Annotated in this window: 21 protein-coding genes and 1 pseudogene; 19 read left to right on the forward strand and 3 right to left on the reverse strand. The window is 38.0% G+C overall.

The features are described from left to right. The first annotated feature begins 98 nt into the window (after positions 1 to 98). From rpe to trpS, 3 genes are read left to right on the forward strand one after another with little or no spacing between them, the layout of a single operon-like run. On the forward strand, positions 99 to 782 hold the full coding sequence (gene rpe / locus GQR53_RS03335; RefSeq protein WP_002958386.1) for a ribulose-phosphate 3-epimerase: 684 nt from the start codon (positions 99 to 101) through the stop codon (positions 780 to 782). Continuing rightward, the gene (locus GQR53_RS03340; RefSeq protein ID WP_165742865.1) at positions 782 to 1447 is read left to right on the forward strand and encodes a phosphoglycolate phosphatase; all 666 of its coding nucleotides are present in this window, start codon (positions 782 to 784) and stop codon (positions 1445 to 1447) included. Before rpe ends, GQR53_RS03340 begins: the two co-directional genes overlap by 1 nt. A 32-nt stretch (positions 1448 to 1479) precedes the next feature. Then, positions 1480 to 2484 carry a tryptophan--tRNA ligase gene (gene trpS, locus GQR53_RS03345; protein WP_165742866.1) on the forward strand — a complete coding sequence of 335 codons (1005 nt, stop codon included), beginning with the start codon at positions 1480 to 1482 and terminating at the stop codon, positions 2482 to 2484. Between the two features lie 114 nt (positions 2485 to 2598). Here trpS and GQR53_RS03350 read toward each other — a convergent pair whose 3' ends face one another. Next, positions 2599 to 3519: a TraB/GumN family protein gene (locus GQR53_RS03350; RefSeq protein WP_165742867.1), complete on the reverse strand. Its 921-nt coding sequence runs from the start codon at positions 3517 to 3519 to the stop codon at positions 2599 to 2601. 36 nt (positions 3520 to 3555) lie between these two features. Then, positions 3556 to 3921, reverse strand: coding sequence for a hypothetical protein (locus GQR53_RS03355; RefSeq protein ID WP_154903930.1), 366 nt, complete (start codon positions 3919 to 3921; stop codon positions 3556 to 3558). Positions 3922 to 4203: 282 nt separating this feature from the next. Between GQR53_RS03355 and GQR53_RS03360 the strand changes: the two genes are divergently transcribed. Continuing rightward, positions 4204 to 6345: a winged helix-turn-helix domain-containing protein gene (locus tag GQR53_RS03360; RefSeq protein WP_165742868.1), complete on the forward strand. Its 2142-nt coding sequence runs from the start codon at positions 4204 to 4206 to the stop codon at positions 6343 to 6345. A gap of 198 nt (positions 6346 to 6543) precedes the next feature. Here the strand turns inward: GQR53_RS03360 and uvrA are convergent, their stop codons facing one another. Next, positions 6544 to 9369: an excinuclease ABC subunit UvrA gene (gene uvrA / locus GQR53_RS03365; protein WP_165742869.1), complete on the reverse strand. Its 2826-nt coding sequence runs from the start codon at positions 9367 to 9369 to the stop codon at positions 6544 to 6546. Positions 9370 to 9531: 162 nt separating this feature from the next. On the opposite strand from uvrA, the gene GQR53_RS03370 reads away from it, so the two are divergent. The 15 genes and pseudogenes from GQR53_RS03370 (at position 9532) to GQR53_RS03430 (ending at position 26725) form a co-directional block, all read left to right on the forward strand. Then, positions 9532 to 10899 carry an MFS transporter gene (locus GQR53_RS03370; RefSeq protein WP_165742870.1) on the forward strand — a complete coding sequence of 456 codons (1368 nt, stop codon included), beginning with the start codon at positions 9532 to 9534 and terminating at the stop codon, positions 10897 to 10899. A 20-nt stretch (positions 10900 to 10919) separates the two neighbouring features. Next, on the forward strand, positions 10920 to 11645 hold the full coding sequence (gene ssb / locus GQR53_RS03375) for a single-stranded DNA-binding protein (protein WP_039485810.1): 726 nt from the start codon (positions 10920 to 10922) through the stop codon (positions 11643 to 11645). Between the two features lie 173 nt (positions 11646 to 11818). Continuing rightward, a complete protein-coding gene (locus GQR53_RS03380; RefSeq protein WP_165742871.1) occupies positions 11819 to 13144 on the forward strand; it encodes a site-specific integrase in 1326 nt (441 codons plus the stop codon). Continuing rightward, complete coding sequence (locus GQR53_RS03385) at positions 13125 to 14678, forward strand: site-specific integrase (RefSeq protein WP_165742872.1); 1554 nt, start codon at positions 13125 to 13127, stop codon at positions 14676 to 14678. Before GQR53_RS03380 ends, GQR53_RS03385 begins: the two co-directional genes overlap by 20 nt. Then, positions 14671 to 16725 (forward strand): hypothetical protein, encoded by a 2055-nt coding sequence (locus GQR53_RS03390; RefSeq protein ID WP_165742873.1) that lies wholly within the window; start codon positions 14671 to 14673, stop codon positions 16723 to 16725. The genes GQR53_RS03385 and GQR53_RS03390 overlap by 8 nt, the downstream gene beginning before the upstream one ends. Next, positions 16725 to 17249, forward strand: coding sequence for a hypothetical protein (locus GQR53_RS03395; RefSeq protein ID WP_165742874.1), 525 nt, complete (start codon positions 16725 to 16727; stop codon positions 17247 to 17249). The genes GQR53_RS03390 and GQR53_RS03395 overlap by 1 nt, the downstream gene beginning before the upstream one ends. Before the next feature lie 33 nt (positions 17250 to 17282). Next, a complete protein-coding gene (locus GQR53_RS03400) occupies positions 17283 to 17720 on the forward strand; it encodes a VPA1267 family protein (RefSeq protein WP_165742875.1) in 438 nt (145 codons plus the stop codon). Beyond that, a complete protein-coding gene (locus GQR53_RS03405) occupies positions 17717 to 19927 on the forward strand; it encodes an AAA family ATPase (RefSeq protein ID WP_165742876.1) in 2211 nt (736 codons plus the stop codon). Before GQR53_RS03400 ends, GQR53_RS03405 begins: the two co-directional genes overlap by 4 nt. Positions 19928 to 20040: 113 nt before the next feature. Continuing rightward, positions 20041 to 20247: a hypothetical protein gene (locus GQR53_RS03410; RefSeq protein ID WP_165742877.1), complete on the forward strand. Its 207-nt coding sequence runs from the start codon at positions 20041 to 20043 to the stop codon at positions 20245 to 20247. 122 nt (positions 20248 to 20369) lie between these two features. Continuing rightward, positions 20370 to 21080 (forward strand): hypothetical protein, encoded by a 711-nt coding sequence (locus GQR53_RS03415; protein WP_165742878.1) that lies wholly within the window; start codon positions 20370 to 20372, stop codon positions 21078 to 21080. 587 nt (positions 21081 to 21667) lie between these two features. Next, positions 21668 to 22489 carry a diguanylate cyclase gene (locus tag GQR53_RS20755; protein ID WP_240917436.1) on the forward strand — a complete coding sequence of 274 codons (822 nt, stop codon included), beginning with the start codon at positions 21668 to 21670 and terminating at the stop codon, positions 22487 to 22489. Beyond that, complete coding sequence (locus tag GQR53_RS20760; protein WP_240917437.1) at positions 22473 to 22772, forward strand: hypothetical protein; 300 nt, start codon at positions 22473 to 22475, stop codon at positions 22770 to 22772. Before GQR53_RS20755 ends, GQR53_RS20760 begins: the two co-directional genes overlap by 17 nt. Beyond that, positions 22729 to 24393 (forward strand): response regulator, encoded by a 1665-nt coding sequence (locus GQR53_RS20765; protein WP_240917438.1) that lies wholly within the window; start codon positions 22729 to 22731, stop codon positions 24391 to 24393. The genes GQR53_RS20760 and GQR53_RS20765 overlap by 44 nt, the downstream gene beginning before the upstream one ends. 181 nt (positions 24394 to 24574) lie before the next feature. Beyond that, a pseudogene (locus GQR53_RS03425) lies at positions 24575 to 24856 on the forward strand (NAD(P)H-dependent oxidoreductase); the annotation flags it as partial. A gap of 180 nt (positions 24857 to 25036) precedes the next feature. Then, positions 25037 to 26725: an EAL domain-containing protein gene (locus GQR53_RS03430; RefSeq protein WP_165742879.1), complete on the forward strand. Its 1689-nt coding sequence runs from the start codon at positions 25037 to 25039 to the stop codon at positions 26723 to 26725. Positions 26726 to 26727 lie beyond the last annotated feature (2 nt).

Here is a 26727-nt window from a genome sequence, read left to right on the forward strand (position 1 = left end):
AAGTTACCTAAAATGGGGGCTATTACGCCATATTACTTGGGTAACATCTTCAATTAAGTTACATTAACGCAATACACTATTTATTGATGGAGTTAATCATGTTTAACCCAGAGCAAAAATATTTAATAGCCCCTTCTATTTTGTCTGCTGATTTTGCAAAGCTAGGCGAAGATGTTGATAAAGTTCTCGAAGCGGGTGCTGATGTAGTTCACTTTGATGTAATGGATAATCACTATGTACCTAATCTCACAATTGGTCCTATGGTGTGTAAAGCACTAAGAGATTACGGTATTACAGCACCTATCGACGTACATTTAATGGTTAAGCCTGTAGATAGCATAATACCTTTATTTGCTGAGGCTGGTGCTTCTATTATTACTTTTCATCCTGAAGCCAGTGAGCACGTCGATCGTACAATACAGTTAATTAAAGATCACGGCTGTAAAGCAGGCTTAGTGTTTAACCCAGCAACAAGCCTAAGTTATTTAGATCATGTTATTGATAAGCTAGATACCATTTTACTAATGTCGGTAAATCCTGGGTTTGGCGGGCAAAGCTTTATCCCTCATACGCTTGAAAAATTACGCCAAGCCAAACAGCGTATTATTGAATCAGGCCGAGATATTCGCTTAGAGGTTGATGGTGGTATTAAGGTCGATAATATTGCAGCAGCGGCTCGAGCGGGTGCTGATATGTTTGTTGCAGGCTCAGCTATTTTTAATCAACCTGATTACAAAGTGGTGATTGATCAAATGCGTGAGCAGCTTGGAAGTGTTAAGTAATGAAGTACGATGTCGCCTTATTTGATTTAGATGGTACTTTGGTTGATAGCGTTTACGACTTGTATATCGCTATTAATTTAACCTTGAGCGATTTTGCTTTTCCTATTGTTAGTCAACGCTTGGTTGAAAGTTGGATTGGTAATGGGGTTGAAGTCCTTGTTAAACGCGCTTTGAGTGGCGATATGCAAGTGAGTGAAAATTTAGATGAGTCACTTAGTGGCAAAGCAATATTACAGTTCTATAAGTATTATGAACAGCAAGTTGGTGAGTATAGTGTTTTGTACCAACATGTAGAAACAGGGCTTGCAGCACTTCGCGGTATGCCTAAAGCATTAATCACTAATAAGTCTCGAATTTTTACAGAGAAACTACTCGAAAAATTGGCACTAACGAGTCATTTTGATGTGGTTGTATGCGGTGACGACATGGCAAAAAAACCATCGCCAGAACCATTGCTATTTGCCTGCAAAAAACTAAATGCGGAGCCTAATAAAGCAATAATGATAGGTGATTCTAAAAGCGATATACTTGCAGCTAAAGCCGCTAATATAGACGTAATTGCACTTAGTTATGGCTATAACCAAGGTGAAAGTCTTGAGGATTATAATCCGCAGTACCTATGCGATAACTTCTTAGATATAATACCTGTTCTAACGAAGCGTTAAATATTATTCATTAAGCAAAATAAAGGAAAATCATGAGTAAACCAGTAGTTTTAAGCGGCATTCAGCCAACCGGTGGTATGACAATAGGCAACTATGTTGGCGCTATTAACCAGTGGCTAAAGTTACAGGAAGACCACGAAAGTTTCTTTATGTTAGTAGACTTACACGCTATTACGGTTCGCCAAGAGCCTGAATTACTGCGCTCTCGAGTGTTAGATGGTATTGCTCTTTACGCGGCATGTGGCATTGATCCTGAAAAATCTGCGTTATTTGTACAATCGCAAGTACCTGAGCATGCACAATTAGCGTGGGTATTAAATTGTTACGCGCAAATGGGTGAGCTTAATCGAATGACTCAGTTTAAAGACAAGTCATCTAAGCATGCAAATAACGTAAACGTGGGCTTATTTTCATATCCAGTATTGCAAGCTGCGGATATTTTATTATACCAAGCTGATCAAGTACCAGTAGGGGATGATCAAAAGCAACACTTAGAGCTGACTCGCGATATAGCCACACGCTTTAATAATTTATATGGCGACGTATTTAAATTACCAGAGCCGTACATCCCTGAGTTTGGTGCACGCGTAATGAGCTTGCAAGATCCACTTAAAAAAATGTCTAAGTCTGACGAAAACCCAAATGGTTACATCATGTTATTAGATGAGCCTAAGCAAATTGTGAAAAAGCTTAAAAAAGCAGTAACTGATTCAGATGAACAAGCACGTATTTATTTTGATCGCACAGAAAAGCCTGGCGTATCAAACTTGCTTACTTTATTGAGTGTTGCAACTAAGCGCTCAATTGAAGACCTAGTTCCTGAATATGAAGATAAAATGTATGGCCATTTAAAGAAAGATACAGCAGATGCAGTTGTAAATATGATTGAGCCAATTCAAGCACGCTTTAAAGAGATCAGAGAAGATCAAAACCTACTTGATGGCATAATGAAGTCAGGTGCTGAAAAAGCAAGTGTACGTGCTGAGAAAACATTGAAATCGGTATACGATGCGCTTGGTTTTATTGCGCGAGGGTAAGTTTATTAAAATAAAAAATGCCGCTTGTTAGCGGCATTTTTTATATAGCACATATCAACATGATAGACCCAAATAGAAACAGTAGCGATATCGCTAGTTTGTCTGTTTTATCCATTATTCAGCCCCTCTTACTGTTATATTTTCCGTGCTATCAATATCAACTAGAGAAACTTTATAGCCCTTGTTTTCAAGTAAGGTAAGTAAACTATCTTGTCCTGCAAGGTGGGCAACTCCAACAAGTACAAACTCATTTTTGTCGTTGTTAAACATGGCTTCTACTTTTGGTAACCAATCATTATTTCTATCTGCAATGATTTGTTTATAGCTATTCGGATCATTTTGCTGCATATCTTCAAGTGCTACTTTATTTAGCGCGTCGGTATCGCCTTTACGCCATGCAGCTAAAAGATCTTCAAACATATCATTATAGTTGTGAAGTTCGGCTAAGTTACGTTTAATGAAATCGTTTTCGTTGCCTTGACCCATTGTTTTAAAAAACTCTAACTGAAATTCGATTGTTTCTAAGTAATTTTTTGTTTTGTTATCTTCAGTCGCTTTTTTAGTAAAGTAAGCATCAACACCTTCACCCATTAAATTTTGCTTTTGAAGCTCCATCGACATTAAAACAATACCAACCATAGCAGGGCGAAAGCCATCTAACTTAGCGAGATTAGCGCCAAACTTGTTAAGCTTATTTTCAAGTGATGCCTTAATCTCGGGTTCTAGTTTTTGACTTAACGTTTCGTTATTTGTATACGATAGTGCGCCTAACATTTGCATTTGCGCATTAGTATCGGCTGGGTCAGATAACGGTGCTTCTAAAATAATTGTATCCGCTTGTTCATAAGCATGGTTAAACTCAGCGGGTAGTGGCATTTCGGCTTTAGGTAGTATGTGAACTGTACCGCCAATAAATAGTGAGTCATTACCATTGCTTACTTGCCATACAGAGCTTTGGGCCTGTGCTGTATTTGCTAAAAGACTACAACTAAGTAATACGCTGGCAGATACTAATTTTTTTGTGAATTTTTTCATGATAATTCCTTTATGTAACTTTTAATTTTATTGTTTTTAGTTCGATAACACAGTGCTGAAATATGCAGTGATTGAGGATGTTACCTTTGAAAGGTTTTTATCAATTTGCGAGTTTATTTTGCTCATTGAAGAGTCAAGCTCAGCTGATATTTTTTCATCTATCGAAGAAAGTAACGTTTGTGTATCAACATTACTTTTTAAAGACTCAGTGGCGTCTATGTTGTTTGTTTCTTGCTGCTTTTTATTAACTGGGTTAATCGCCTCTACGCTTTCACCAATTATGCATTGATTAAAATTGCTTTGAACGTTGTGTTGTTTAGCGTCAGCTGCAATAACTGAAGTTGTATTAAAAGCAGTTGCTAGTAGTAAAGCCGGTAGTACTTTTTTCATTGTGCTATTCATAATTAAACCTTTTATATTTTTAATTGCAGCCAATTTAGAATCACAAATGATTTTTTACTAAGCTGCTTGTTGATGGCGGTTTAAAGAATATCGCTGAATTTATTGAGAGTCGCTTATCTAGTTATGAGCAATTAATAGATAAGGTTTTAAAGCTAAATAATTATTTAAATTTAGTATGTTAGCTTTAAACCTTATAGTGCTAATATAAGGTTTAAAATGCTTTTTCTATAAAAGAAAGTGTAGATGTGATACGGTTTATAAAAATAAAAATACGTAAAGACTATGAATTATCAAATCGGACCTTGGCAATTTATTAGTAATCGCTGTGTGATTACTTCAAACCATTTAGAAAGGGAATTAGATCCACTTTTAGTAAAGCTATTACTTCACTTTATAGACAAGCCTCAACAAATTGTTTCCCGCCAAGAGCTTATTGAGAGTGTGTGGCTACAGAGCTTTGTTGATGATAATGCGATTAACCGTGCAATCTCAGAGTTAAGAAAGCAGCTTGCCCACCCAATTGAAAAAGCGCCGCTTTTAAAAACGCATTACCGTAAAGGATATAGCCTAACAGTAATACCTGAGCGTTTAACGCAAGCAAACGTTTTGAAAGAGCCTGTAAACATTTTGCCTGACTCACCGGGTATTTCTGCCAAAAATGAAGAGATAGCTACTGCAACTACTTCTCAACCAGTTCAAAAAAAGAGTAGTAAAAATTTTTTGATTTATTCTTTATTCGCCATTATTTGCCTGTGCTTTTTAGTATGGTTTGGGTTGTTTTTTATTAATGCACCTTCTAGCGAAAAGATTAAACAGATCACGGTTAATAAGGTAGCAAGCACGTGGAATATAGGCAGTGAGGTTCACCCTGAGATGTCCTCAGATAAACAATATTTAGCTTATACAAATGTTGAGCCTGAAAATGACATAATGCATGCATTTGTAAAGCGACTATCTGATCAAAGGGAGGTTGAAATTACCTATCCTGGCTTTCAAGTATCTATTTTATCGTGGCAGTTAAATCAGCACGCAGTGCTTATACAAGCTACAAACTTAAAACAACAGCAGTGCGAAATGGTACTGGTTGATTTAAGCCAGTTTCCTATTGTTGGTGAGGCTACATTAATTAAAAAGTGTGACCTTAGATACACAGGTTATGCGCAAGTAGACGAAAGTGGTGAATATATTTATTACACTGAATATAAAAATGAGCAAGATGGCTCAGGTTTATATAAATTTGATTTAGAGTTACAAAAAGAGTCCATTGTTATTCCACCACCAGGCGTAATGTATGGCGTAATAATGCCGCGCTTATCTTCTTCAGGTAATAAAATAGCATATATACTTAGTCAAAAAGGTCAGCCTTTTTCGGTGTTCAGCTACGACTTTTCTACGCGTGAGACTAAGCGGTTATTTAAAGCAAACAAAAGTATAATTAGCTTCGCGTTTGACTGGCTTGCAGACGATAAAGGCGTGATTGTTTTTGAAGACTCTGACCTTTCAACCATTGTGTTTGATGAAAATAATATTATTAAACGCACACTAACGGTTACCCCAGCAATTTCACCTTATTATATTGCAGTTCAATCTGCTAATAGCCTCTTTTACTCAGCAAATAAAACACAAGCATTTTCGTTAATTAAAGCGACTAATCTTTTTAGCGATGTTCCTGAGTATGAAGCACTCTACAAAAGTGATGAAGACGACTACCACATTGTAGAAGTCATTAATGAGAAAGGGACAGCACATGTTTTTGTATCAGAGCGTTCTGGCAGCAGTCAATTGTGGCTCTCTCAAAATGGTCTTACAAAGCAACTTAGTAACTTTACTTATGAAGGGAAATCTACCTTTGCTATTGGCGGGCTAAGAGTATCGAGTAAGCAAGATCGTGTTTTATTAAGAGTTAATAGCGATATTGCATTTTTTGACGTTATGTCGAACAAGCTCTATACCATAGCTGAGTTTAAAGGGCGAAAAATACTAAACTATGTATGGTCTAAAGATAATGAAAGTATAATTTATTTAGAGCGAAGTGGTTCAGAAAACCTATTTGCTCAGTTTAATTTATTAACGCGAGACACAACTATATTAGAGGATGTTAAAGCCAACAAATTAATTTCAGGCGCTGACGGTACTAATTATGCAATTACTAATAATCAGTTAATTAAACTATCAAATAAACAGAGCTGGGAATTACCCAAAGACGCGCGACAAGCACAACTTTTTGCTATTAATGGTAATTACCTTTACTACTCTGATGCGATTTCAAGAGTTGCTCGGCTTAATTTAGAAGATAAAACAGTAAAAGATGTGCACGTGGATTTTAAACCTGTCGCATTTTTTATTAGTGATAACAATCAAATTTTCTTTACAGAATCAAAATATAAAGACATGCAAATAATACAGATAAGTTGGAATGACTAGGGTCTGTTGATCTTTCAAGGTTAAATTTGCAGCAGTGTGTTGTTTTTCTTTAATAACATTTTCGATTGGTATTATGTTGATAAAAGAAAAATTAGAGCCAAAAAATAGCGAGAAGTAACTCTTCTCGCTATTTTTAATTAAGTGCAATCTCGACAGTTAAATAACCTCAAAGCCGATTAATTTGTCACAACTGAACCTCTATTTATTTAATAGAGGTTTTAAGTAATGCCCAGTATGTGAACGCTCACACTCAGCTACTTCTTCTGGTGTACCTGCAATGAGTATTTCACCACCGCCAGCTCCGCCTTCAGGTCCTAAATCGATAACCCAATCTGCTGTTTTAATAACATCGAGGTTGTGCTCAATAACAACAATAGTATTGCCGTGGTCGCGCAAGCGATGAAGTACAACAAGCAGCTGTTCAATATCAGCAAAGTGTAAGCCTGTTGTTGGCTCATCTAATATGTAGAGTGTTTTACCGGTATCACGCTTTGATAGCTCGCGCGCTAGTTTTACACGTTGCGCTTCACCACCTGAAAGCGTGGTAGCGGCTTGACCTAAGCGGACATACGATAAACCAACGTCCATTAGGGTTTTAAGCTTACGGGCAATAGCCGGTATTTTGTCAAAATACTCATGCGCGTCTTCAACAGTCATCTCAAGTACTTGGTGTATGTTTTTACCTTTGTATTGGACTTCGAGTGTTTCACGGTTATAGCGTTTGCTCTTACACACATCACACGGTACATACACATCAGGTAAAAAGTGCATTTCAACTTTAATTAAGCCGTCACCTTGGCACGCTTCACAGCGTCCGCCTTTAACGTTAAAACTAAAGCGACCTACTTTGTAGCCACGTGAACGCGCTTCTTGTGTACCTGCAAATAACTCACGAATGCCGGTAAATATACCTGTGTAGGTTGCCGGATTTGAACGCGGAGTACGACCAATCGGGCTTTGATCAATATCGATCACTTTATCAAAATGATCTAAACCGCTAATTGATTTATACGGTGCCGCTTCGGCAGTGGTTGCGCCATTTAGCTCTGTATGAGCAAGTTTAAATAAAGTGTCGTTTATTAGCGTTGATTTACCCGAGCCCGATACACCTGTCACACAGGTCATTAAACCAAATGGGATTTTTAAATCCACATTTTTAAGGTTATTACCCGTTGCGCCAAATAGCTCTAGCCATTTGTCGTTCGTTGGGTGACGCTCTTTTGGTATTTCTATTTTACGTACGCCTGATAAAAATTGGCCCGTAACAGATTCTTTGCTTGCTAAAATATCGTCGCGCGTACCTTGAGCAATAATATGCCCACCATGAACACCCGCACCTGGGCCAATATCAATAATATGATCTGCAGCACGAATAGCATCTTCATCGTGCTCTACCACAATAACGGTGTTACCTAAGTCGCGCAAATGGACCAATGTTTGTAATAAACGGTCGTTATCGCGTTGATGTAATCCAATAGATGGCTCATCTAGTACGTACATTACACCTACAAGACCGGCACCAATTTGACTGGCTAAGCGGATACGTTGAGCCTCACCACCTGATAATGTATCGGCGCTACGTTCAAGTGATAAATAATTTAGGCCAACGTTAATTAAAAACGATAAGCGGTCGCGAATTTCTTTTAATATTTTTTCAGCTATTTGGCCTTTTTGTCCGGTTAACTCTAAACCTTCAAAAAATTCCATGGCTTCACCAATACTCATGCATGTGATTGCAGGTAAGTTGGTTTGTCCAATAAATACATTTCGAGATTCTTCGCGTAAGCGCGAGCCATGACAGCTAGGACACGCTTGGCTTGTTTGGTATTTAGCAAGCTCTTCGCGTACAGAGTTTGACTCGGTCTCACGGTAGCGGCGATTCATGTTATTTAAAACGCCTTCAAACTCATGGTTACGCGTAATTAAATCGCCACGGTCGTTACGGTAATTAAACGCAATTTTAGTGCTACCAGAGCCATCTAAAATAATTTTTTTCGATTCGCTGTCTAAATCTTGATAAGGCACATCTAAATCAAAACTATAATGCTCAGCAACGGCTTGTAGCATTTGATAGTAATAAAAGCTGCGTTTATCCCAGCCTTTAATTGCACCGCCAGCAAGGCTTAACTCTGGGTTATGCACTACGCGATTAGGATCAAAATATTGACGTATACCTAAGCCATCACAGGTTTGACAAGCACCAGCTGGGTTATTAAACGAAAACAAACGCGGCTCAAGTTCAGTCATTGCATAGCCACAAGTAGGGCAGGCAAAATTTGCTGAAAATAGAATCTCTTCAGCGCTGCTATCGTCCATGTATGCTACATGTGCAACGCCATTAGACATTTCAAGTGCAGTTTCGAACGATTCTGCTAAGCGTTGTTGTAAGCCATCTTTTACTTTAAATCTGTCTATAACAACTTCTATTGTATGTTTTTTATGAAGCTCAAGCGTTGGAGGATCAGACAAGTCACATACTTCACCGTCTATACGGGCGCGAATATAACCTTGGCTAGATAGCTGTTCTAATAACTTAACATGCTCACCTTTACGCTCTTTTACTATTGGCGCAAGCAGCATTAATTTACTGCCCTCAGGTAGAGCCAAAACAGTATCTACCATTTGGCTAACGGTTTGCGCAGCAAGTGGTAAATCATGTGTAGGACATCGTGGTTCGCCAACGCGGGCAAACATAAGTCGTAAATAATCGTAAATTTCGGTAATAGTACCTACGGTTGAACGCGGGTTATGAGACGTTGACTTTTGCTCAATAGAAATGGCAGGAGAGAGGCCTTCGATGTGATCCACATCAGGCTTTTCCATGAGCGATAAAAATTGTCTTGCGTACGCAGAGAGTGATTCAACATATCGGCGTTGTCCTTCTGCATAAAGCGTATCAAATGCAAGTGATGACTTCCCCGAACCAGATAGACCCGTAATAACTATTAATTTATCACGTGGGATGGTTAGGCTGATGTCTTTTAAATTGTGCGTTCGGGCGCCTCGGACTTCAATGTTTTCCATGCTATCTCGTTTATTACCAAAATTATTTACTCAGTATCGCATAATACGAAGCAATATTAATCCTTGATCAATGAAAAATCCTTACTTATAGGCGATTAATTATTGCCAAGCTTATGGTAGAATCCCAACCTCAATTTTTCATAGAGTAAGATCACGCAGATAATGACCGCATCTTCACTTAATTCACGAGAAAAACGCGCCGCTGCATCACTGGCGAGTGTGTTTGCATTTAGAATGCTCGGCTTGTTTATGCTGATGCCTGTATTGGCTATTTATGGACAATCGCTTGAAGGTTTTTCGCCTATTTGGATTGGTTTTGCCATTGGTGCGTATGGTTTAACGCAAGCTGTACTACAAATACCTATGGGTCGATTATCCGATAAGATTGGTCGTAAAAAGGTTATTGTTGGTGGCTTAGTTGTATTTGCTATTGGCTCTGTCGTTGCTGCATTAGCTGACTCTATCCAAATGGTTACCGTAGGCCGTGCTTTACAAGGTATGGGCGCAATAGCCAGTGCGCTACTCGCGTTTGCTTCAGATTTAAGCCGCGATGAGCAACGACCAAAAGTAATGGCCGTTATTGGTATGAGCATAGGAATGAGCTTTGCCTTTGCTATGTTACTTGGGCCAATTGTTGCAGCTTCGTGGGGTATTGCTGGTGTATTTTGGTTGACTGCTATTTTAGCTGTCTTTGGTATATTTATAGTGACCATGCTAGTGCCAAAGGCGGTAAATAAAGCGCCCAAAGGCGATACATTAGCAAGCTTCAGCGACATTAAAAAATTAATTAAACATCCTCAGTTAGCACGATTAAATGCAGGTGTATTGTTATTGCATTTAACGCTAACCACAATTTTTGTGGTACTGCCGAGCCAATTAATTAAAGATGGCTTGGTTGCCGACCATCACTGGTATTTGTATATTCCAGTGCTATTTTTAGCATTTTTATTAATGGTACCAATAATGATTGTGGCCATTAAAAAAGAGAAAGAAAAACAAGCATTTATTGGCTCAGTAGCCTTGTTAACTATTAGTATGTTAGCAATGTCGGTATGGGTTAATAGTGTAGTAGGTATTGCTGTGTGTATGCTGCTTTATTTTGTGGCGTTTAACTTTTTAGAAGCCACTATGCCTGCGCTTGTATCGCGAATAGCACCAGCAAGCCAAAAAGGCTCAGCAATGGGTGGCTACTCATCGAGTCAGTTTTTAGGCGCCTTTTTGGGCGGTATGTTAGGTGGCTATGTAGCACAAACTACAACGACGCAAGCTGTGTTTGCGGCAGCGGCACTTGTTGGGTTAATATGGCTTATTATTGCGTGGAAAATGCAAGTCCCACCCAAAAGTAAAGTTATTAGTTTAATGACCAAATTAGATTCTGAAGAGCATGCTCAAGTACTTGCTTCTCAGTTAGTTGCTTTACCAGGTGTAATAGAAGCAACTGTAGTTCGCGATGAAAGTCGCAGCTATTTAAAGATTAATGATAAAGAATTTGACCTAGACCAAGCGCGTAAAGTCGCTGGTTTAATCTAACATTTATAGGAGATGGTTCCATGGCACGCGGTGTGAACAAAGTAATTTTGGTTGGTAATTTAGGGCAAGATCCTGAAGTTCGTTATATGCCTAACGGCAACGGTGTAGCAAATATTACCCTAGCAACTTCGGATAGCTATAAAGATAAGAACACTGGCCAAATGGTTGATAAAACTGAGTGGCACCGTGTTGTATTTTTTGGCAAGTTAGCTGAAATTGTTGGTGAATATTGTCGTAAAGGTTCACAAATTTATGTTGAAGGTAAACTTCAAACACGTAAGTGGACCGATCAACAAGGCCAAGAAAAGTACACTACAGAAATAGTTGTAGATGGCTTTACTGGTCAAATGCAAATGTTAGGCGCACGTGGTGGCGATCAGCAAAGTGGTGGTTACCAAGGTAATCAATCACAAGGTGGGCAACAAGGTGGAGGTTACCAAGGTAATCAAGCGCAAAGTGCTCAACAAAGCGGTGGTTACGGTCAAAATAATCAAGGCCAAAATAACCAGCAACAAGGTGGTTATGCTCCACAACAGCAAGCAGCACCTGCAGCGCAACCTCAGTCAGCGCCAGCACCACAACAAAATAATCAATACCAACAACCGCAAGGCGGCTTTGCACCACAACAAAATAGTGCACCGCAGCAGCAAGGTGGTTTCGCTCCTAAACCACAAAGTGCTCCGCAAGGTGGTGCATCAAACCCAATGGAACCAACCATTGATTTTGATGACGATATCCCATTTTAATTTCTGATAAAGTTATTTTTGTATATTAAAATAATTTAAAATCCCATTAGTCTTTATAAATAGTAGCCTTCGCCTATATTTATAAAGAAAGTGGGATTTTTTTTTGTATATTAAAAAGTTGCCATCCATTTTAGTTATGCTAATATAAAATTTGTATAGTATAGGGGTGGTTGATGCGAGTAACAGACGAAATACTTTCAGACGGAGAGCGAAGGCCTCTTATCATTAATGACGACGGAACAATCGATTTCTGGTCAACGCTTTACGTTACAGTAGAATTACGTGCAGACGGTAAGCAAAACACGATAAAAAAAGAGCTGTATAACATCATGCTTTTGCATAAATGGGAGCGTTCTACTGGTAGGGACCTGTTTGCAGAATTCCGTAGGCAAAAACTTTTAGACAAAGAAACTATACAGTCCATCAAGAACTTTTGTAGATTGTCAGCTAAGCAACAAAACCGCAAAACTGAAAAAGTAGTTCACTTTACTCGCCTCGCTAAATCCGAATCACCGCTCAGTGTTGTTGATAAAAATTATCAGTATCAGCGTATGACAGGCATAAATCGATATTTAAAGTTTTGTGCGTGGGAAATTTGCAAATTTAAACCCAATGCTAGTGATTTAGTGGATCGCATAGATAAGATGGAGGCGCTTTTCAAAAGCCACTATCCGAAAGGATTAAGTAACCTCTCAAAGGTAACTCATGCGGAGGCCGCTGTTTTTGAAAACTTTCGACAAGTAACCAGAACTGATCACCCAGACAATCCATTTAAGAATTTTGATACACGATTACGTAATTATCTACTACTGGAAATTTTGTATTGGACTGGCTGTAGGCCATCAGAAGTTTTGTCGTTAACACTCGACGACATCAATCATGACATAGAGAGTCCACAGTTGCGGTTTAAAAGGCGGCATGATGATCCAAATGACCCGAGAAAAGTCCAGCCAACTCTTAAAACACAGGAACGTGATATTGAGATCCCCCCAGCTTTGTACACAGATCTTGAGTACTACATCAGAAAAGTTAGACCAAATTATAAATTAGCCAAGAGTCATCCTTATATTTTTATATCCCATAAGGGTGAAAGTTCTGGTTCTGCGATGAGTGATAAAAACTTTTCATCGGGAGTAATAACGCCGTTAAAGCGCGTAGATAAAAATTTTACAAATATTCAACGTAGGGGCTTCCGAATTTATTTCAACGAACGATTTTCAGATCGTATTGATGAGCATAACTCAAACATATCACAACAAATTCAGGAGGCAGAGGCGCTAGGCGAGGTCGATACTGTAAAGCGTCTGCGTCAACAGCTAATTAAAGATGGGCACGAGATCGATACTCGGATGAGACTTATGGGACACTCAGATCCTAAAAGTGCTCGACCTTATTTGGATCGACGTGTTACGAAGATCGCTAACAAAATCCACAAGCAAATGATGAATGAAACAAGCGCAACCGTTAAGGATATAATAGATGCTAGACAAAAAGGTTAGCTTTCCCCTCGCCGAAGAAAAACAAAGAACAAGTAAGATGGGATATGACTTTGATGTAACTCAGAGGACTTGGAAACTTGACACCTCGATCACTCTAAACTGGGGACTACTTCCTAATGAGTGTGATTTGAACTTCATAGTTGGTTTCAAAGAGCAAATGGCAGATTATGCCTGTGAGCTATCGGCTAGCAGCTGTTCAATCATTTTTAATGAAATACTCGCGATGCTTCGTAAAACAAAAAGTGTCACCTTAGACCTAATTACTGTTCAAAACTATTTAGGACAGCTAGATGCCAGCAATGAATATAAACTCGGCTCGATTAGAGCCTTTTTGCTGAATTGGCATGACAAAGAAATTGATGGAATTGACCCTAAGCTTGCTCCTTGGCTAGAGCAAATAACTTTAAAAGGTATCGCGAAAGGTGTCCCAGTTGCGAAAGGTTGTCCCCACACTGGCGCATACAGTTTGCAAGAACAACAAGCGATACTTTTTTGGGGAGTGAATGCCTTTTTTGACGATCGAATGTCGCTTCGTGATTACACATGGCTTTTGTTAAATGTGTACTTAGGTGCTAGGCCAACTCAGTTTTGTCAGCTAAAAGCATGCGACCTAGTGAAGGAATCAAAAAGCGGTAGTACAGAATTCAAATTAAACGTTCCGCAAGCCAAGAAGCATGGCTCTACAAACTTTAGGGAGGTAATGAAGGAATCTGATATTGATGAAGATCTGGCGCTCTTGTTCAGTAATCAAGCCACTCGAACCTTGAACATGATAGAGACGCAAGTAGGCAAACTGCCAGAAGAACTGCGAGCACAGATGCCATTATTCGGTTTTCCGAAAGCAATTAAGAATTTATCTTCTGTTCGCCAACTTATTGAAATAATGAATAAAACCCCTGACGCAATTCATCTGCCGCGCCGAAGTAGTACAAAAGTTTTGTTTCAAATTAGCAAAAAATGCATGGCCAAATCTGAGCGTTTAGATGGGGAGTTTGTCCACTTAACAGCAAGACGATTTCGCTACACAATGGGGACAAATGCAGCTCGCAGAGGACTTAGTGCATTCGCAATTGCTAAAATATTAGGGCATGGCGGCATACAGAACGTAAAAGTTTATACCGAAAACGTTAAGGAATTGACGGAGGAAATAAACGAGGCACTTGCGCCAGTATTAGCGCCATTGGCTCAAGCGTTTGCAGGCACACTGATTGCAAATGAGGCCGAAGCGCTGCGAGCAAACGATCCTCATTCACGCATTCGCAATCAAAAAGGGGATGGAGTTGGCAACTGCGGAACTTATGGTTTTTGCGCGAAAGGCGGCAGAGCATGTTACACATGTGTAAAGTTTCAGCCTTGGATTACTGGTCGCCATCAAGTTATGTTAGATGGTGTGTTAGCTGAGCGCGAGAGGCTTAGGGAGAGGGGGGCGAGTAAGTTCGTCATTCAATCGACGGATAGGCTTGTGTTAGCGATCACCGAAGTTGTCCAACTTTGCGCCGAAATTGAAAAAAACGAAGGAGTCGTTAATGAATAATGTAATCAAAATTTGGGAGGCTAAACACCAGCAGGATGGTAAAAAGAATCTCGAAGAGTTTGTAAGGTTTGCAAAAGACGATTTGACGATTTATCAAGAACAAGGTTGGGAAGTTGAAAAATGGAAGCCTAACAAGGGGCAAACACTCGTTTTTGGCTTTCAAGACGGTAACTATGCGCCTATAGAACCATTTGAGAAGCCATTTATGGATTTTGCTAAAGCGTTTATAAGGCAGCAGATGACGATCAAAGAAGTCTCTTCTGCCCACATGTGGATTGCAACGTTTCGTAAACTATATCAAGTACTGCAAGAACAGTATGCCGATTTGCCGCCATGCATACTTAATGTTAATAACCAAACGATTAAGAATACTGAGCAAAAGATAAGAGATGATAATGTTGTTCCAATGCGCAAATATCATCTCGGTGGCAAGCTACAAGCCCTTGTAAGCTGGCTTTTAAAAAATAAAATTTTGCTAACTTTGCCGGTATACAAGAGTCCATTCAAGAAACCTGCCCATACATCTGAGCAATTAGGGGAGGAAGGCGATAAGTTTCGAGATGAACGCTGCCCCTCAATGCATGAAATGCTTTGTTTAGCCGATTGCTTTGCTAGAGCGAAAACTGTTGCAGATAAATACTATACTAGTGCATTAGTCTTGTTATGTTTTGCGCCCGCCCGATTTAATGAACTTGGAGGGCTTACCATTCATTCACTTCAACAAGGCGATGATGGTGATTGGTATGTCGTCTGGTTCGGTTCAAAAGAGTACCGGGATCACCGCAAGGGTGTACCAATGCTAATGTTGGACACCGTCAAGTCTGCCTTTAAGAGGTTAGTTGATATTAGCGAACCCGCTAGAAAGGCTGCAAAGTGGGCATATGATCACCCAAACACTTTCTTTCGCCATAAACAGTGTAAAACTGAGCCAGAGCATCTAGAGGATGCACAGTTGTCACATAGTGAGTTTGCTTATGCAATGAATGTAGTTGGATCATTGCATCATTCTGATAAAGAAAAGCTAAACACGCCCACAAAATGGATAAATCAGCTTTTAGAGGAAAATAAGTTAACCTATCGACGCTTGAATTCGCTAGTGCACGAAAAGTATAAGAAAAAGAAGTGGCCAAATAACCCTAAGAGTGACAGGCCTATTTGGGAAAATCTTTTGCTAATTCGAGACCTCGAACTTAAACCAGCTTCTGCAACAAAAGACTTTAGTTGGGTCATGCCTTCCGTTGATACATTTAATGTTCAGACTACTCGCAAAGATAAAAAAATGAGTAATCTTTGGGAGCGATTTGAAATGGTCAATGAAAATGGCAAGCCACTGTCATTGACAACCCATCAGTTTCGCGTTTGGTTGAATACTCATGCAAAAATAGGTGGTGTTGACGATTGGAAAATCGCGCAATGGTCTGGTAGAGCCGATTTAACCCAGAACGCAGCATATGATTTGAGAACCCTTGAACAAAAGGATCTTCTAAAAACAGAACTTATGGTAGCGAGCTATGAAGACAGCCCAAGTGCATTAGTGTTGCGAAAAGCAAGGTTACCAGTTCCGCTGAAATCTATTGGAGTTAATCGAGAAGGTGTAGCTGATTTTACTGGTATCGGATTTTGTGTTCATGATTTTGCTCGAACACCCTGCACCAAGGCTGGGGAATGTGTGACCTGCAAAGAACATGTTTGTATAAAAGGGATACCAGAAACGCTTGAGGAGTTGGAATTATTAGAAATAAACATAGCGACTCAATTAGACCATGCGTTGAAGGAGGCTACTGATGACACGTTCGGCGCTGATCGTTGGGTTACACATTTGGGTTGGAAGTTAGCTCATATTCGCACCCTGATTAAAAATAAAACCGATGAGAACATACCAGACGGCACAATCATCAGAATCCCCGTTGAGCATGATCCATCACCAACACGTTTAGCTTTAGCAGACAAGGGATTAAATACTGATCTTAATGAGACAAAATCCGAGAAAGACGAAGATAAGATCTCCTCAAATATTAGTGTGAGACAACTATTGGGGTTTAGCTAATGCCAAAAATAGTTATCAGTGACGATGTTCACAAAAGCATACTCACCTTATTGTCCACATGGAAAGGCAAGTTAACGTGGAAACTATTATGCGAACGCATTACTAGAGAGTTTGGATTAAAAAAAGAGGTATCTAGGCATACTTTATTGGCCTACAAAGATATTGAGATAGCATTCAATAACCGTAAAGCTATGTTAAAAGAAACTCCTAGCCAATATCATGGTACTGAGGATGTTCAACTACAAAACGCATATAAGCGAATAGACGAGTTGGAATCAAAGAATAAGAGCCTTCATAGTGAAGTTACTGCTATGAGAGAACAAATTATCAGGTGGATGTACAACCTATATCAAATGGAACATAACATGGATGAGATGAACGCTGCAATCCCAGTTAATGCTGACATTGAAGAGGTAAAAGATAGAGCGCTACCGCGTAACGTAGACCCTGAGAGTTTAAATCGACCGTTGCCAAAGATAACACGAGCAGATGATAAAAAACGCAAACGAAGTCGCCATGATTAAATCAAATCTATTTAAAAGTGATGGAGGTGAATAATGGCCAATGGACAACAAAAAGCTAAGCAAAACCTCAATAGTTTTCAGACATGGGTGGCAACTCAAACCGATGAAGATTTCAAACAAATTATTTTTAGAGGGCAGTTAAATCGTGGCGAAATAGCTAAAGCTGTTGGGTGCGGAAAATCTGCCTTAAATCAAAATCCAGAACTCAAAAATGCATTGGTGGAACTTGAGGATATACTACGGAAAAGACAAATTCTTCCGCCACTAACGCTTGCTGCACAAAAATCGGTCAGTACGCCAAAACAATACGATCAAACAGCTAGTCGAAAATTAAACGACTCCTTGAGGTTATCCCAATTAGAGCAAGAGAACATCGAATTAAAAGCCCAGCTAAGTGAGTTAAAACAACAACACGAAAACTTCCAAGAACTTAGTGAAACACTATTTGAAATGGGCTTGATGTCACGATGAATAAAGCTGTTGATGATGGGAAACTTTTTACTGAAACAGTGCGCATTACGAGCATTAAGTTTCTTAGCAGCAAATACGTTATATTTGTTGGCGTACCCATCGATCGTGATTCTTTCAAAGTCAACAATGGTAAATATTATGTTTCTGTCAAGACAGAGCTTGCTGTTTTGCCTATTGATTCTTCATCTCAAAAGCCTTTAGAACCGACAATAGGCCAAAATTGGATAGTAAAAGGTATTCGTTCGATACAGGAAATAGCAGAGGGTGATTATGTAATGCAACAGCATGTATATGATTCACCTCGCGCAATATTTTGCACATTGCCAGAGAGCGGAGCAGCACTCATAAATTTTATTGCTAAAGGATCAGACTTCAAAGGGATAGGTGAAGTAAAAGCTAGAGAGCTTTGGAGGGCATTAGGCAAGTCTTTTCATTCAACACTGAGAACTGATAGCGAAGAATCACGCAAACGCCTAGAAGGGCTTCTTAGCAGCGATTCTATTGATGCGCTATATAAGGGCTATGCTAAATACAAAAACCTTAGCCATTATGGTTGGATGTCAGAGCATGGTATACCTGCAAAAGTGCAAGAGCGATTATTCAAGTATCATCAAGAGAATTCGATAGATGCGATTAAAGCTAACCCATACCTTTTAATTAGCTTTGGTATGGCGTTCAACAAAGTCGATGCTTTAGCACAGTCAAAGTTTGGAATCACAAAAGATGATCACAGACGATTAAGTTCAGCACTTGAGATTTCAATTCATAATGAGGTAGGAAAAGGTAACACCTACGCCAATCGAGAACACATTACTCCCCACTTAAAGAAGCTATTAAATGAAAAAGAGCTAGTTTCACAAGCATTTCTGGTGGGCTACAATAAAGCTCAGTATGTTTTAAACAAAGAACAGGGCAACTTCCATCCAACTGCTCAATTTCTGATGGAGACAGTTGTTTTTAAGCGTTTGTTAAAACTAGTAAAACAAAAAGACTTGTATGACGAAAGTGCCGAAGCAGCATATCAATATGCTACTAAAGAGTTGCCATACGATTTAACTAAAAAGCAAGTGCAAGCAGTTTTGGCATCACTTGATAATGCCGTTAGTTGCATTACAGGTGGAGCAGGAACAGGCAAAACAACAGTATTGAGAACGACGCTTAGGGCGTATTTTAATTTAGGGTTTATGATTCACGCAGTTGCTCTCTCGGGCAGGGCGGCGCAACGACTGCACGAGTCTATTGGATTCGAAACCATGACAATAGCCCGGCTTTTAAGAAATGAGCCTATTTCGCCTTCGTCGGAACAAAGCCTCCATGTTTTAGTGATTGATGAGGCCTCAATGGTAGATTTACCAACCATGTATCGCTTAGTTACTAAACTTCATCCATCCGTCAGAATAATATTGACAGGCGACCCCGACCAACTCCCGCCAATCGGCTGCGGTAAAGTTTTGGCTGACATTGTTGAATCAAAATTAATAGTGAATACAACATTGGATATTGTTAAACGACAAGAGGGTGCTACTGGTATTCCCGAATATTCAAAGCAGATAAACAAAGGGCTGATACCAGCGTACTTAAGCATAGGTAACATCTACTTTCATGAAACTGCGGCAAGTGATATTGCCAATGTATGCTCTAAGCTATACCAGCAATCCGCCTCAAACAGCCGTATTCTAGCGGCAACCAAAAAAATGGTAGCTGACATAAACAGGTTGACTCAAACACAGCATAATCCAGATGGATCAGTGCTACAATTTGAGATGAACGGAGAGCTGTTTTATCAAAACTTACGGCTTAACGATGCTATATTATTTACCCAAAACAATTATGATAAAGGCATTCAAAACGGCTCACTTGGAACACTTAGTAGTGTTAAGCCAACTAATACTCACTATGGTGTCGTAACTCTAGACACTGGTTCTGAGATTAAAATAACTCAAGACGTTCTTGATTGTATGAAGCTTGGATATTGTATTACCTTGCACAAGGCGCAGGGGTCGCAGTTCCCAAGAATCATTGTGGCACTCCAAAATAGCCGCATTGTTGATAGGTCTTGGTTATATACCGCAATTACACGAGCAGAGCATGAAATACATATTGTAGGAAGTAGAGCCGACTTTGAAGCAACAACCATATTGCAGAGTACCGTGCACAGTAGAAGGAGTTATTTGTTTGATTTGTTGAAAAGTTCAAAGAATGACTGAATATGTGCTTTTATGATAATGTTCAGTGGTGAATGTACGCAATAAATTTTTAAATTGTTGTTTACATGGCAAATTACTTCAATTGTATATGTGAATATATTTTGGGGGTGTAGATGAGAAGTGAAACTAAAACTCAAAAATGGTTCTTGGATGACCCAAGAACACGGAAATGGATAAGACAGTGTGCTGCTTGCGGTCAATATGGTAGAGATACTAAAACGCCGGATGATATTCCAAAAGTTAATTTTGAGAATATGTTTCCAGTGATGGAGCTTGATGAACGCGGATTATGTCAATTTTGCGGACCAAGGTTTAAGTAAACAATGCACTAGCGTGCAGCACCCAACAAGCACGGTAAGCGGGAATTTTACTCTCTGACTTTCCGTCAAAGCACTAGTAAAATTAACATTTTAAGGCTGCTTAAGCCTATAGGATATCGTACATGGAAGAAAATAAATTCTTTAAATTAGTCTGGCGTTTTAATGGTTTGCTTATCTCAGTTGCAGGAGTCCTAGCAATTTGCGTTCTCTTATTCGGTATGTATCAGATTTTTAAAGAAACTACGAGGGACCGCAACACCCAAAATATAGTTAACGTCGAAGAAAATAGCGCGGTAAAAGAAAACTGGATGGTTGGTCGTTTTATCAGCTTGACGGATCAAAATATCCTAATAGTTCCGCTGAATTCTGATCAAAGTTTTGATCGTGGTTATTTTAGTAAATCTTCGAATTCAACTAGAAATTACCTATTCATTGATACCCGAACTAATTCAAAAAAATGGCTTTTTGAACATACAAATTACCTTATTGAGGAAGCAAGTCACTTGCGTATTGGCGATGACTTTAACCTCAAAAAACCTGTTTTAGCTATCCTTTACACTCTAGTTAAACTAGATTCAAATAATGACAACCGCTTAACTCCGAGTGATAAAATAACCATAGCCATATCAAAGCCTGACGGTTCAGGCTACAAAGAAATACTAACCAACATTGAACAAGTAATTGATAGTCAAGTTTTATCAGAGAATGAGTTGTTTATTATGTTTCAGTCAAATGGTAAATATTTTAGTTCTACTTTGAACTTGAATAGCTATGACTTAGGTAATCAAACAGAACTTCCAAAAGTAAGCTTGCAACAAAAGCCGTTCAATTAAAGTGAAAGCTACTAAGCTTTATCGAATGCATTTGGGTTTCGAACGTAAATATAATCTGAAATGCAGGTCTATAATTAATGAACCAGTACCAGCCATTGATTTGGTCTTACGGAATAGCATTCATAAAATTATGAAGCTAAACTAATTGCACAAAATGATGTTCAAATTTGTATTATTTAATCGTATAGATAGCTATTTTTTGGTTTTAACTATACAATGACATAATAACTGTATAATTAAATTTTAGGTGAGTGTTGCTTTGAGGTTTATAATTTAAGTGATTCACTCACTCACTCGCAGTTAATATTGGCATTTTATTGGTTATTACCATTTTAACCACAGTTAAACTAAGAGTGTAAGAATAGAGATCTAAGCATACCATAACCCAGTGTCATTACTGGGTTTTTTATGCGTATTGCGCTGTGATGATAATCAAAAAACTATCAATATTAGACCTCATTAGGCTGTAAAGTGAAATAGTATTGTTGGTAATGTTAAATTACAGTAAATTTTATCTTGTATTTAATTGATATATATCGTTAACACTTACCATTAAACTACTTTCCCCTGATTACACAATGAGAAACATGAAAACTAATATCTTATTTTTATTTCTTGTTTTTCAATTCTTGAGCCCTAGTTCACACGCTCAACCTCCTTCAGACGTTACTCATATTTTATTTATAAATTCAACAAATCAAGATATGCCTTGGTATAAAAGTGTTGAGCTTGGACTGCGTACAGAGCTTACAAAACGTTCTTTTAGTTATGAACTATTTTTCGAAAATATGGATGTAAATCGCTTTGATGAAGTTAATCAAAAACAGTTAATGAAAGACTACCTCAAACAAAAATATAAAAATAAGCACATCGATATCATCGTTACTCAGTCGCCATCTGCAGCGACGTTACTATCTCAATTAGATGATTTTTTTATAAATGCTCCACGAATATACTTAGAGCCAGGCACCCAGTTTAATCTACCAAAAAAGACTAGCGGAGCTGTGATCCAAGCTAAATTAGATTATGCGCAAGCAACAGCAAATGCTGTTAATTTAATGAAGCCTAAAAAATTGATCGTGATTTTAGATACAAAAAACGATATTGGTATGAGCTTTCATCGAGGACTATTTTCGGTTATTAACCGTGATTTTTCGTATTTAAATGTAGAAAAGTGGTTTGATCTTCCATTACCAGAATTACTCACCAGAGTAAGAAATGCCCCAGCAGATTCAATTATTTTATTAACCCCCATTTTTAGGCGTTTCGATAATAAATCACTTAGTCCTTATCAGCTAGTAGAGCGATTAACTGAAGAAAGTCCGGCGCCAGTGTTTAGCTATTGGGAAGTACTATTAGGCTCAGGTGTTGTTGGTGGGTATGTTTTGTCGGGTGAAAAAAATAGGTAAACGTATTGCCGATTCAATAGTTTTTTATAATGAAAATAAAGCGTTAAATGAAATTAGTGGTGAAGGGCTTAGTACATACTCATATGATTGGCGACAATTAAGTAAGTTTAATATTGCTTCGCAGAGCTTGCCAGAAGAGTCAATTATCTCTTATTACGAGCCAACTTACTTTGAGAAAAATAAAATATTAATTTACAGCGCTACTGCAATTATTTTTATTCTTAGCAGTTTTTTAGTTTTTGTTTTTAAACCAACGCCGCATTCAACTTTTAAAAGAGCTTGATGAAGAAAAGCAAAGATTAGAGTCGCGCGTTGAAGAGCGCACTGAAGAGCTTTTGCACGCCAAGGAGGAAGCAGAGCATCTGACATCCGCTAAGTCTGAGTTTTTAGCAAATATGAGTCATGAGATTAGAACCCCTATGAGTGGGATTATTGGTTTGACTAATATTTTGCTCGAAAAAGGTTTACCTGATGAGTATGAGCATTATTTAGATAAAATTAAATATTCCTCAGATCAACTCCTGGTGGTTATTAACGATATTTTAAACTTTTCAAAAATTGAGTCTGGAAATGTTAACCTTGAAGAATTTCCTTTTTCCGTAAATTCGGTTGTTGATTATATCAAAGCAACCTTCAATGAATTGGCCCAAAGTAAAGGGGTCACATTTGATATTAGCATTGATGAGGCAGTTAAACTGGACTTAATCGGCGATGTAGTGCGAATAAATCAGGTGCTGTTAAATTTATGCTCTAACGCAATTAAATTCACCCCTCACGGCACTGTATCGGTTTTAATTGAGTCAAGAAAGTTATTAGACGATCCGCAAAGTGTTTGCTTATATTTTACAGTTAAAGACTCAGGTATTGGCATCGCTGAGGATAATCTTAGCAATTTATTTGAATCATTTACTCAGGCAGATAGTTCTACAACTAGGAAGTTTGGTGGTACAGGGTTAGGTTTAACAATTAGTAAGCGTTTATGCCAATTGATGGGTGGTGATATAACGGTACACAGCACTCAAGGTGTGGGTAGTGAGTTTGTTGCTTCGGTGGAAGTTAAATTGAACAACCAAGCGTTGATTGATGATACGGCTAACCTAATCTTTACTGATCCGTTTGATGTATTAATTATAGATGATAATGAAGATGACCTTAAAGTAATTGAAAATCAGCTTACAGCTATGGGTTTAGTATGTACTGCGTGCTCGTCTGCTAAGCAAGCTATTGATATTATTGAACAGAATAAAGAAAAATTTAAAGTCATTATTGTCGATTGGATAATGCCAGCGATGAGTAGTGAAACATTTTTAACGCGTATTTATAATATTAATCCCCAGCTTTGCAATAATATAATTGTACTTACAAGGGATCATGAGGTTTTACTTAATGATGTGGCTAACAAAATAAATATAAACACAATTTTGCAAAAACCTGTTTATTCGAGTGTCTTGTATAAGGAGGTGAGCAGTAGAGTGTTAGGTTTTTTTAATGAAGTGCCTAAAGTAAATACTGTGAGTGAACAGTCGCTGGCGGGTATTAGAGTATTAGTTGTGGAAGATAATTCAATCAATCGACTAATAGTTACCAACATACTAGAAAATAGCGGCGCTCAGGTTTACTTAGTTGATAATGGATTAGAGTGCATCCAAACAGTAAAATTAGAGTCGTTTGATATAATTTTAATGGATATTCATACGCCTATCATGGACGGTGTTGAGGCGACTCAAATTATTCGTAATGATAGTGATGAAACTATCGCAAATATTCCAATAATTGCCTTAACAGCTAATGTTATGAAAGATGATATTACACGATACTTATCTATTGGCATGAATGCTCATGTTGCAAAACCCATTAAAACACAAAAACTACGTGAAACTATAATTCGCTGTTTAAATAAATAGTTGCGCTATACATATAATTTAATATTTTTATCAAATACCTACCGTAATCCCTTCCATTGGCTTGAGCCGATTTTTTAATAACTTAAAAAATTTATAAAATAGAATTTGACTAACGTGTTTGTATGTGAAATTTCATATATTCGATTTTTCGTATATTCACTTGGCAAAGGTTGAGTTATAAATGTTAGAAGTTAATGGGTTACCAAATACAAATAAAACACACAGTGTTGTTCCATACACTAAAAATTTTAATGTTAGTTTTTCTGAGCACAAACCTAAAATTTTATTGTTATATGGATCATTAAGAGCGCGTTCTTATAGCAAGTTGGTAATAGAGGAGAGTGCACGTTTATTAACGTATTTTGGTGCTGAGGTTAAAATTTTTAATCCTGAAGGTTTACCTCAAACTGATAGTGAAGATGAATCACACCCTAAAGTACAAGAGTTACGAGATTTAATGCTTTGTCGATGGCTTTCATCTATTTACAGAATAAAGGGCATAGCTGTTTATTTTTGTAAGCTCTCGTTTATTTGAGTGTTTTTTGTTTAGTGCTATTAATAAAAGTTTAAACTTTGTTTGCAACCTTGTGCTTCTATAGATATTGAACAACACTTTAGCTATTAATATAACGAGTGGCAGGCTATGCAAAAGAGTAAACTCTGGCTTTTAAAGTACTTCAAAGGTATCTCTTTTGTTCTGTTGCTGGTGATACTTATTAGTTTTAATTTCATTTTAAATGATGCATTACATCAAAAAGCACATGTTTCTGGGCAGCAGTTTGTTAAGCGTGTTTACGAATTAAATTTATCCCCCTCTATAAATAATGAAGTGTTGGTCGCATTAGCTAAAAATGAAGGCTTTAAGCTGGGGGTGCAAAATTCTTCAGATCACTTTAGGAACTTAGTAAATTTAGAACGCGAAGTTTTTACTTTTAAAACGTTAAGTTTGAGCCTTTATCACTATCCAGTGTGGGTAACACAAAGCTACTTATTTATATTTTTAAATCTGATTATATTAGGCGCTGCTAATTGGTCTTATCGCTGGTGGAGCCTGTTAAAAGTAAACCGTAAAGTAATGCTTAAAAATACAGTTATACAGCCGACTAAAATTATTCAACAAAGGCATAAAAATACTCAACTAATCGAACAGGCAAAAAAATGTGATTTAAGTTCTTTGTATGGAGTTAATACTGCATCACATAACTTATTTTTACTTATTGAGTGTGATTGTAGCTTTGATAAAAAAACGGATATAGAAGCCAATTTTAAAGTCTTAATTACTAAAAAATTAGCCGAACTTAAGGATGTGTCGGTAAAAATACTAAACTCTAATTACTTAGCGGTTACCTTACCAAACATTTCTATTAGCGAGTTGAATAGCTACGTTGAAAAGCTCCATAAAAATGTATTTTTAATATGTCAAAATCATCAAAAAAATATTACTCATAAAAATATTAAAATAGGTGCGTGTGATTATCAATTAGGCGCTGATCAAGTGGCGGTTTATAAGCTAGCAAAATCAGCACTCGCGCTATCACAAAGCAGCCTATTGCAGCATTGCCACCGTTTAACGTTAAATCACAGCCAAGAAAAACACCTCTCTAGCAAACAGGTTATAGAAAACATTAAAAAGAATAAATTTATATTATTCTTTCAGCCTGTATTTGAACTCTCTAGTGGAGATATCCTGCAGCATGAAGCTCTTATTCGGGTTAGGCATAGCCACCTTGGTTTACTGGCCGCTCGTTATTTTATTAAGCAGGTTTATAGTGATCAAGACGCTTTAATATTAGATAAAGCTGTAATAACACAAGTCAAAAAGCTAATGCTCAGTGAGTCTTCGGCTTTAACAGTTAGTGTAAATTTACACCCTAAAAACTGGTTTAATACTGTATTTTGGGAGTGGTTAGCCAATCAAATGGCAGAGCTTAAGTTAAATACTAAATTACAATTTGAAATAAGTGAGGCAGAATTTTTTACTCACAGAGAGTCGATAACTAATGCACTTAATGTTATTAAAAAAGGGCATTCACACATTGTGATTGATAATGTAAAAAGCAGTGAGAAAGTAGCCATGCTAGTTGATTATAACCAAGTATGTGGGCTTAAGTTATCATACGAACTGGTTCATTTATTAGATGAAAAAACTCAAAATCAAAAGAAAATAAAAAGGATAGTCGAAGCCGCTAGTCTTTTAAATCTACCCGTATACGCGGTGGGCGTAGAGACTCAAAAAGAGCTACTTACGCTTACCAAATTGGGAGTGGTAGGAGCTCAAGGTTTTTACTTTTCAGAGCCGCTTCAAGAGTTTACGCAAGCGGTATTTAATTAAGA

The organism is Pseudoalteromonas sp. Z9A6, from assembly GCF_011378805.1.
GTDB lineage: Bacteria > Pseudomonadota > Gammaproteobacteria > Enterobacterales > Alteromonadaceae > Pseudoalteromonas > Pseudoalteromonas distincta.

What these genes read in the sequence shown, in the direction of transcription:
- GQR53_RS03360 (WP_165742868.1), top strand. Translation starts at nt 4,204, where the DNA reads ATGAATTATCAAATCGGACCTTGGCAATTTATTAGTAATCGCTGTGTG.
- uvrA (WP_165742869.1), bottom strand. Translation starts at nt 9,369, where the DNA reads ATGGAAAACATTGAAGTCCGAGGCGCCCGAACGCACAATTTAAAAGAC.
- GQR53_RS03410 (WP_165742877.1), top strand. Translation starts at nt 20,041, where the DNA reads ATGAGAAGTGAAACTAAAACTCAAAAATGGTTCTTGGATGACCCAAGA.
- trpS (WP_165742866.1), top strand. Translation starts at nt 1,480, where the DNA reads ATGAGTAAACCAGTAGTTTTAAGCGGCATTCAGCCAACCGGTGGTATG.
- GQR53_RS20755 (WP_240917436.1), top strand. Translation starts at nt 21,668, where the DNA reads ATGAAAACTAATATCTTATTTTTATTTCTTGTTTTTCAATTCTTGAGC.
- GQR53_RS03395 (WP_165742874.1), top strand. Translation starts at nt 16,725, where the DNA reads ATGCCAAAAATAGTTATCAGTGACGATGTTCACAAAAGCATACTCACC.
- GQR53_RS03390 (WP_165742873.1), top strand. Translation starts at nt 14,671, where the DNA reads ATGAATAATGTAATCAAAATTTGGGAGGCTAAACACCAGCAGGATGGT.
- GQR53_RS03380 (WP_165742871.1), top strand. Translation starts at nt 11,819, where the DNA reads ATGCGAGTAACAGACGAAATACTTTCAGACGGAGAGCGAAGGCCTCTT.
- GQR53_RS03350 (WP_165742867.1), bottom strand. Translation starts at nt 3,519, where the DNA reads ATGAAAAAATTCACAAAAAAATTAGTATCTGCCAGCGTATTACTTAGT.
- GQR53_RS03370 (WP_165742870.1), top strand. Translation starts at nt 9,532, where the DNA reads ATGACCGCATCTTCACTTAATTCACGAGAAAAACGCGCCGCTGCATCA.
- ssb (WP_039485810.1), top strand. Translation starts at nt 10,920, where the DNA reads ATGGCACGCGGTGTGAACAAAGTAATTTTGGTTGGTAATTTAGGGCAA.
- GQR53_RS03405 (WP_165742876.1), top strand. Translation starts at nt 17,717, where the DNA reads ATGAATAAAGCTGTTGATGATGGGAAACTTTTTACTGAAACAGTGCGC.
- GQR53_RS03415 (WP_165742878.1), top strand. Translation starts at nt 20,370, where the DNA reads ATGGAAGAAAATAAATTCTTTAAATTAGTCTGGCGTTTTAATGGTTTG.
- GQR53_RS03430 (WP_165742879.1), top strand. Translation starts at nt 25,037, where the DNA reads ATGCAAAAGAGTAAACTCTGGCTTTTAAAGTACTTCAAAGGTATCTCT.
- rpe (WP_002958386.1), top strand. Translation starts at nt 99, where the DNA reads ATGTTTAACCCAGAGCAAAAATATTTAATAGCCCCTTCTATTTTGTCT.
- GQR53_RS03340 (WP_165742865.1), top strand. Translation starts at nt 782, where the DNA reads ATGAAGTACGATGTCGCCTTATTTGATTTAGATGGTACTTTGGTTGAT.
- GQR53_RS03385 (WP_165742872.1), top strand. Translation starts at nt 13,125, where the DNA reads ATGCTAGACAAAAAGGTTAGCTTTCCCCTCGCCGAAGAAAAACAAAGA.
- GQR53_RS03400 (WP_165742875.1), top strand. Translation starts at nt 17,283, where the DNA reads ATGGCCAATGGACAACAAAAAGCTAAGCAAAACCTCAATAGTTTTCAG.
- GQR53_RS03355 (WP_154903930.1), bottom strand. Translation starts at nt 3,921, where the DNA reads ATGAATAGCACAATGAAAAAAGTACTACCGGCTTTACTACTAGCAACT.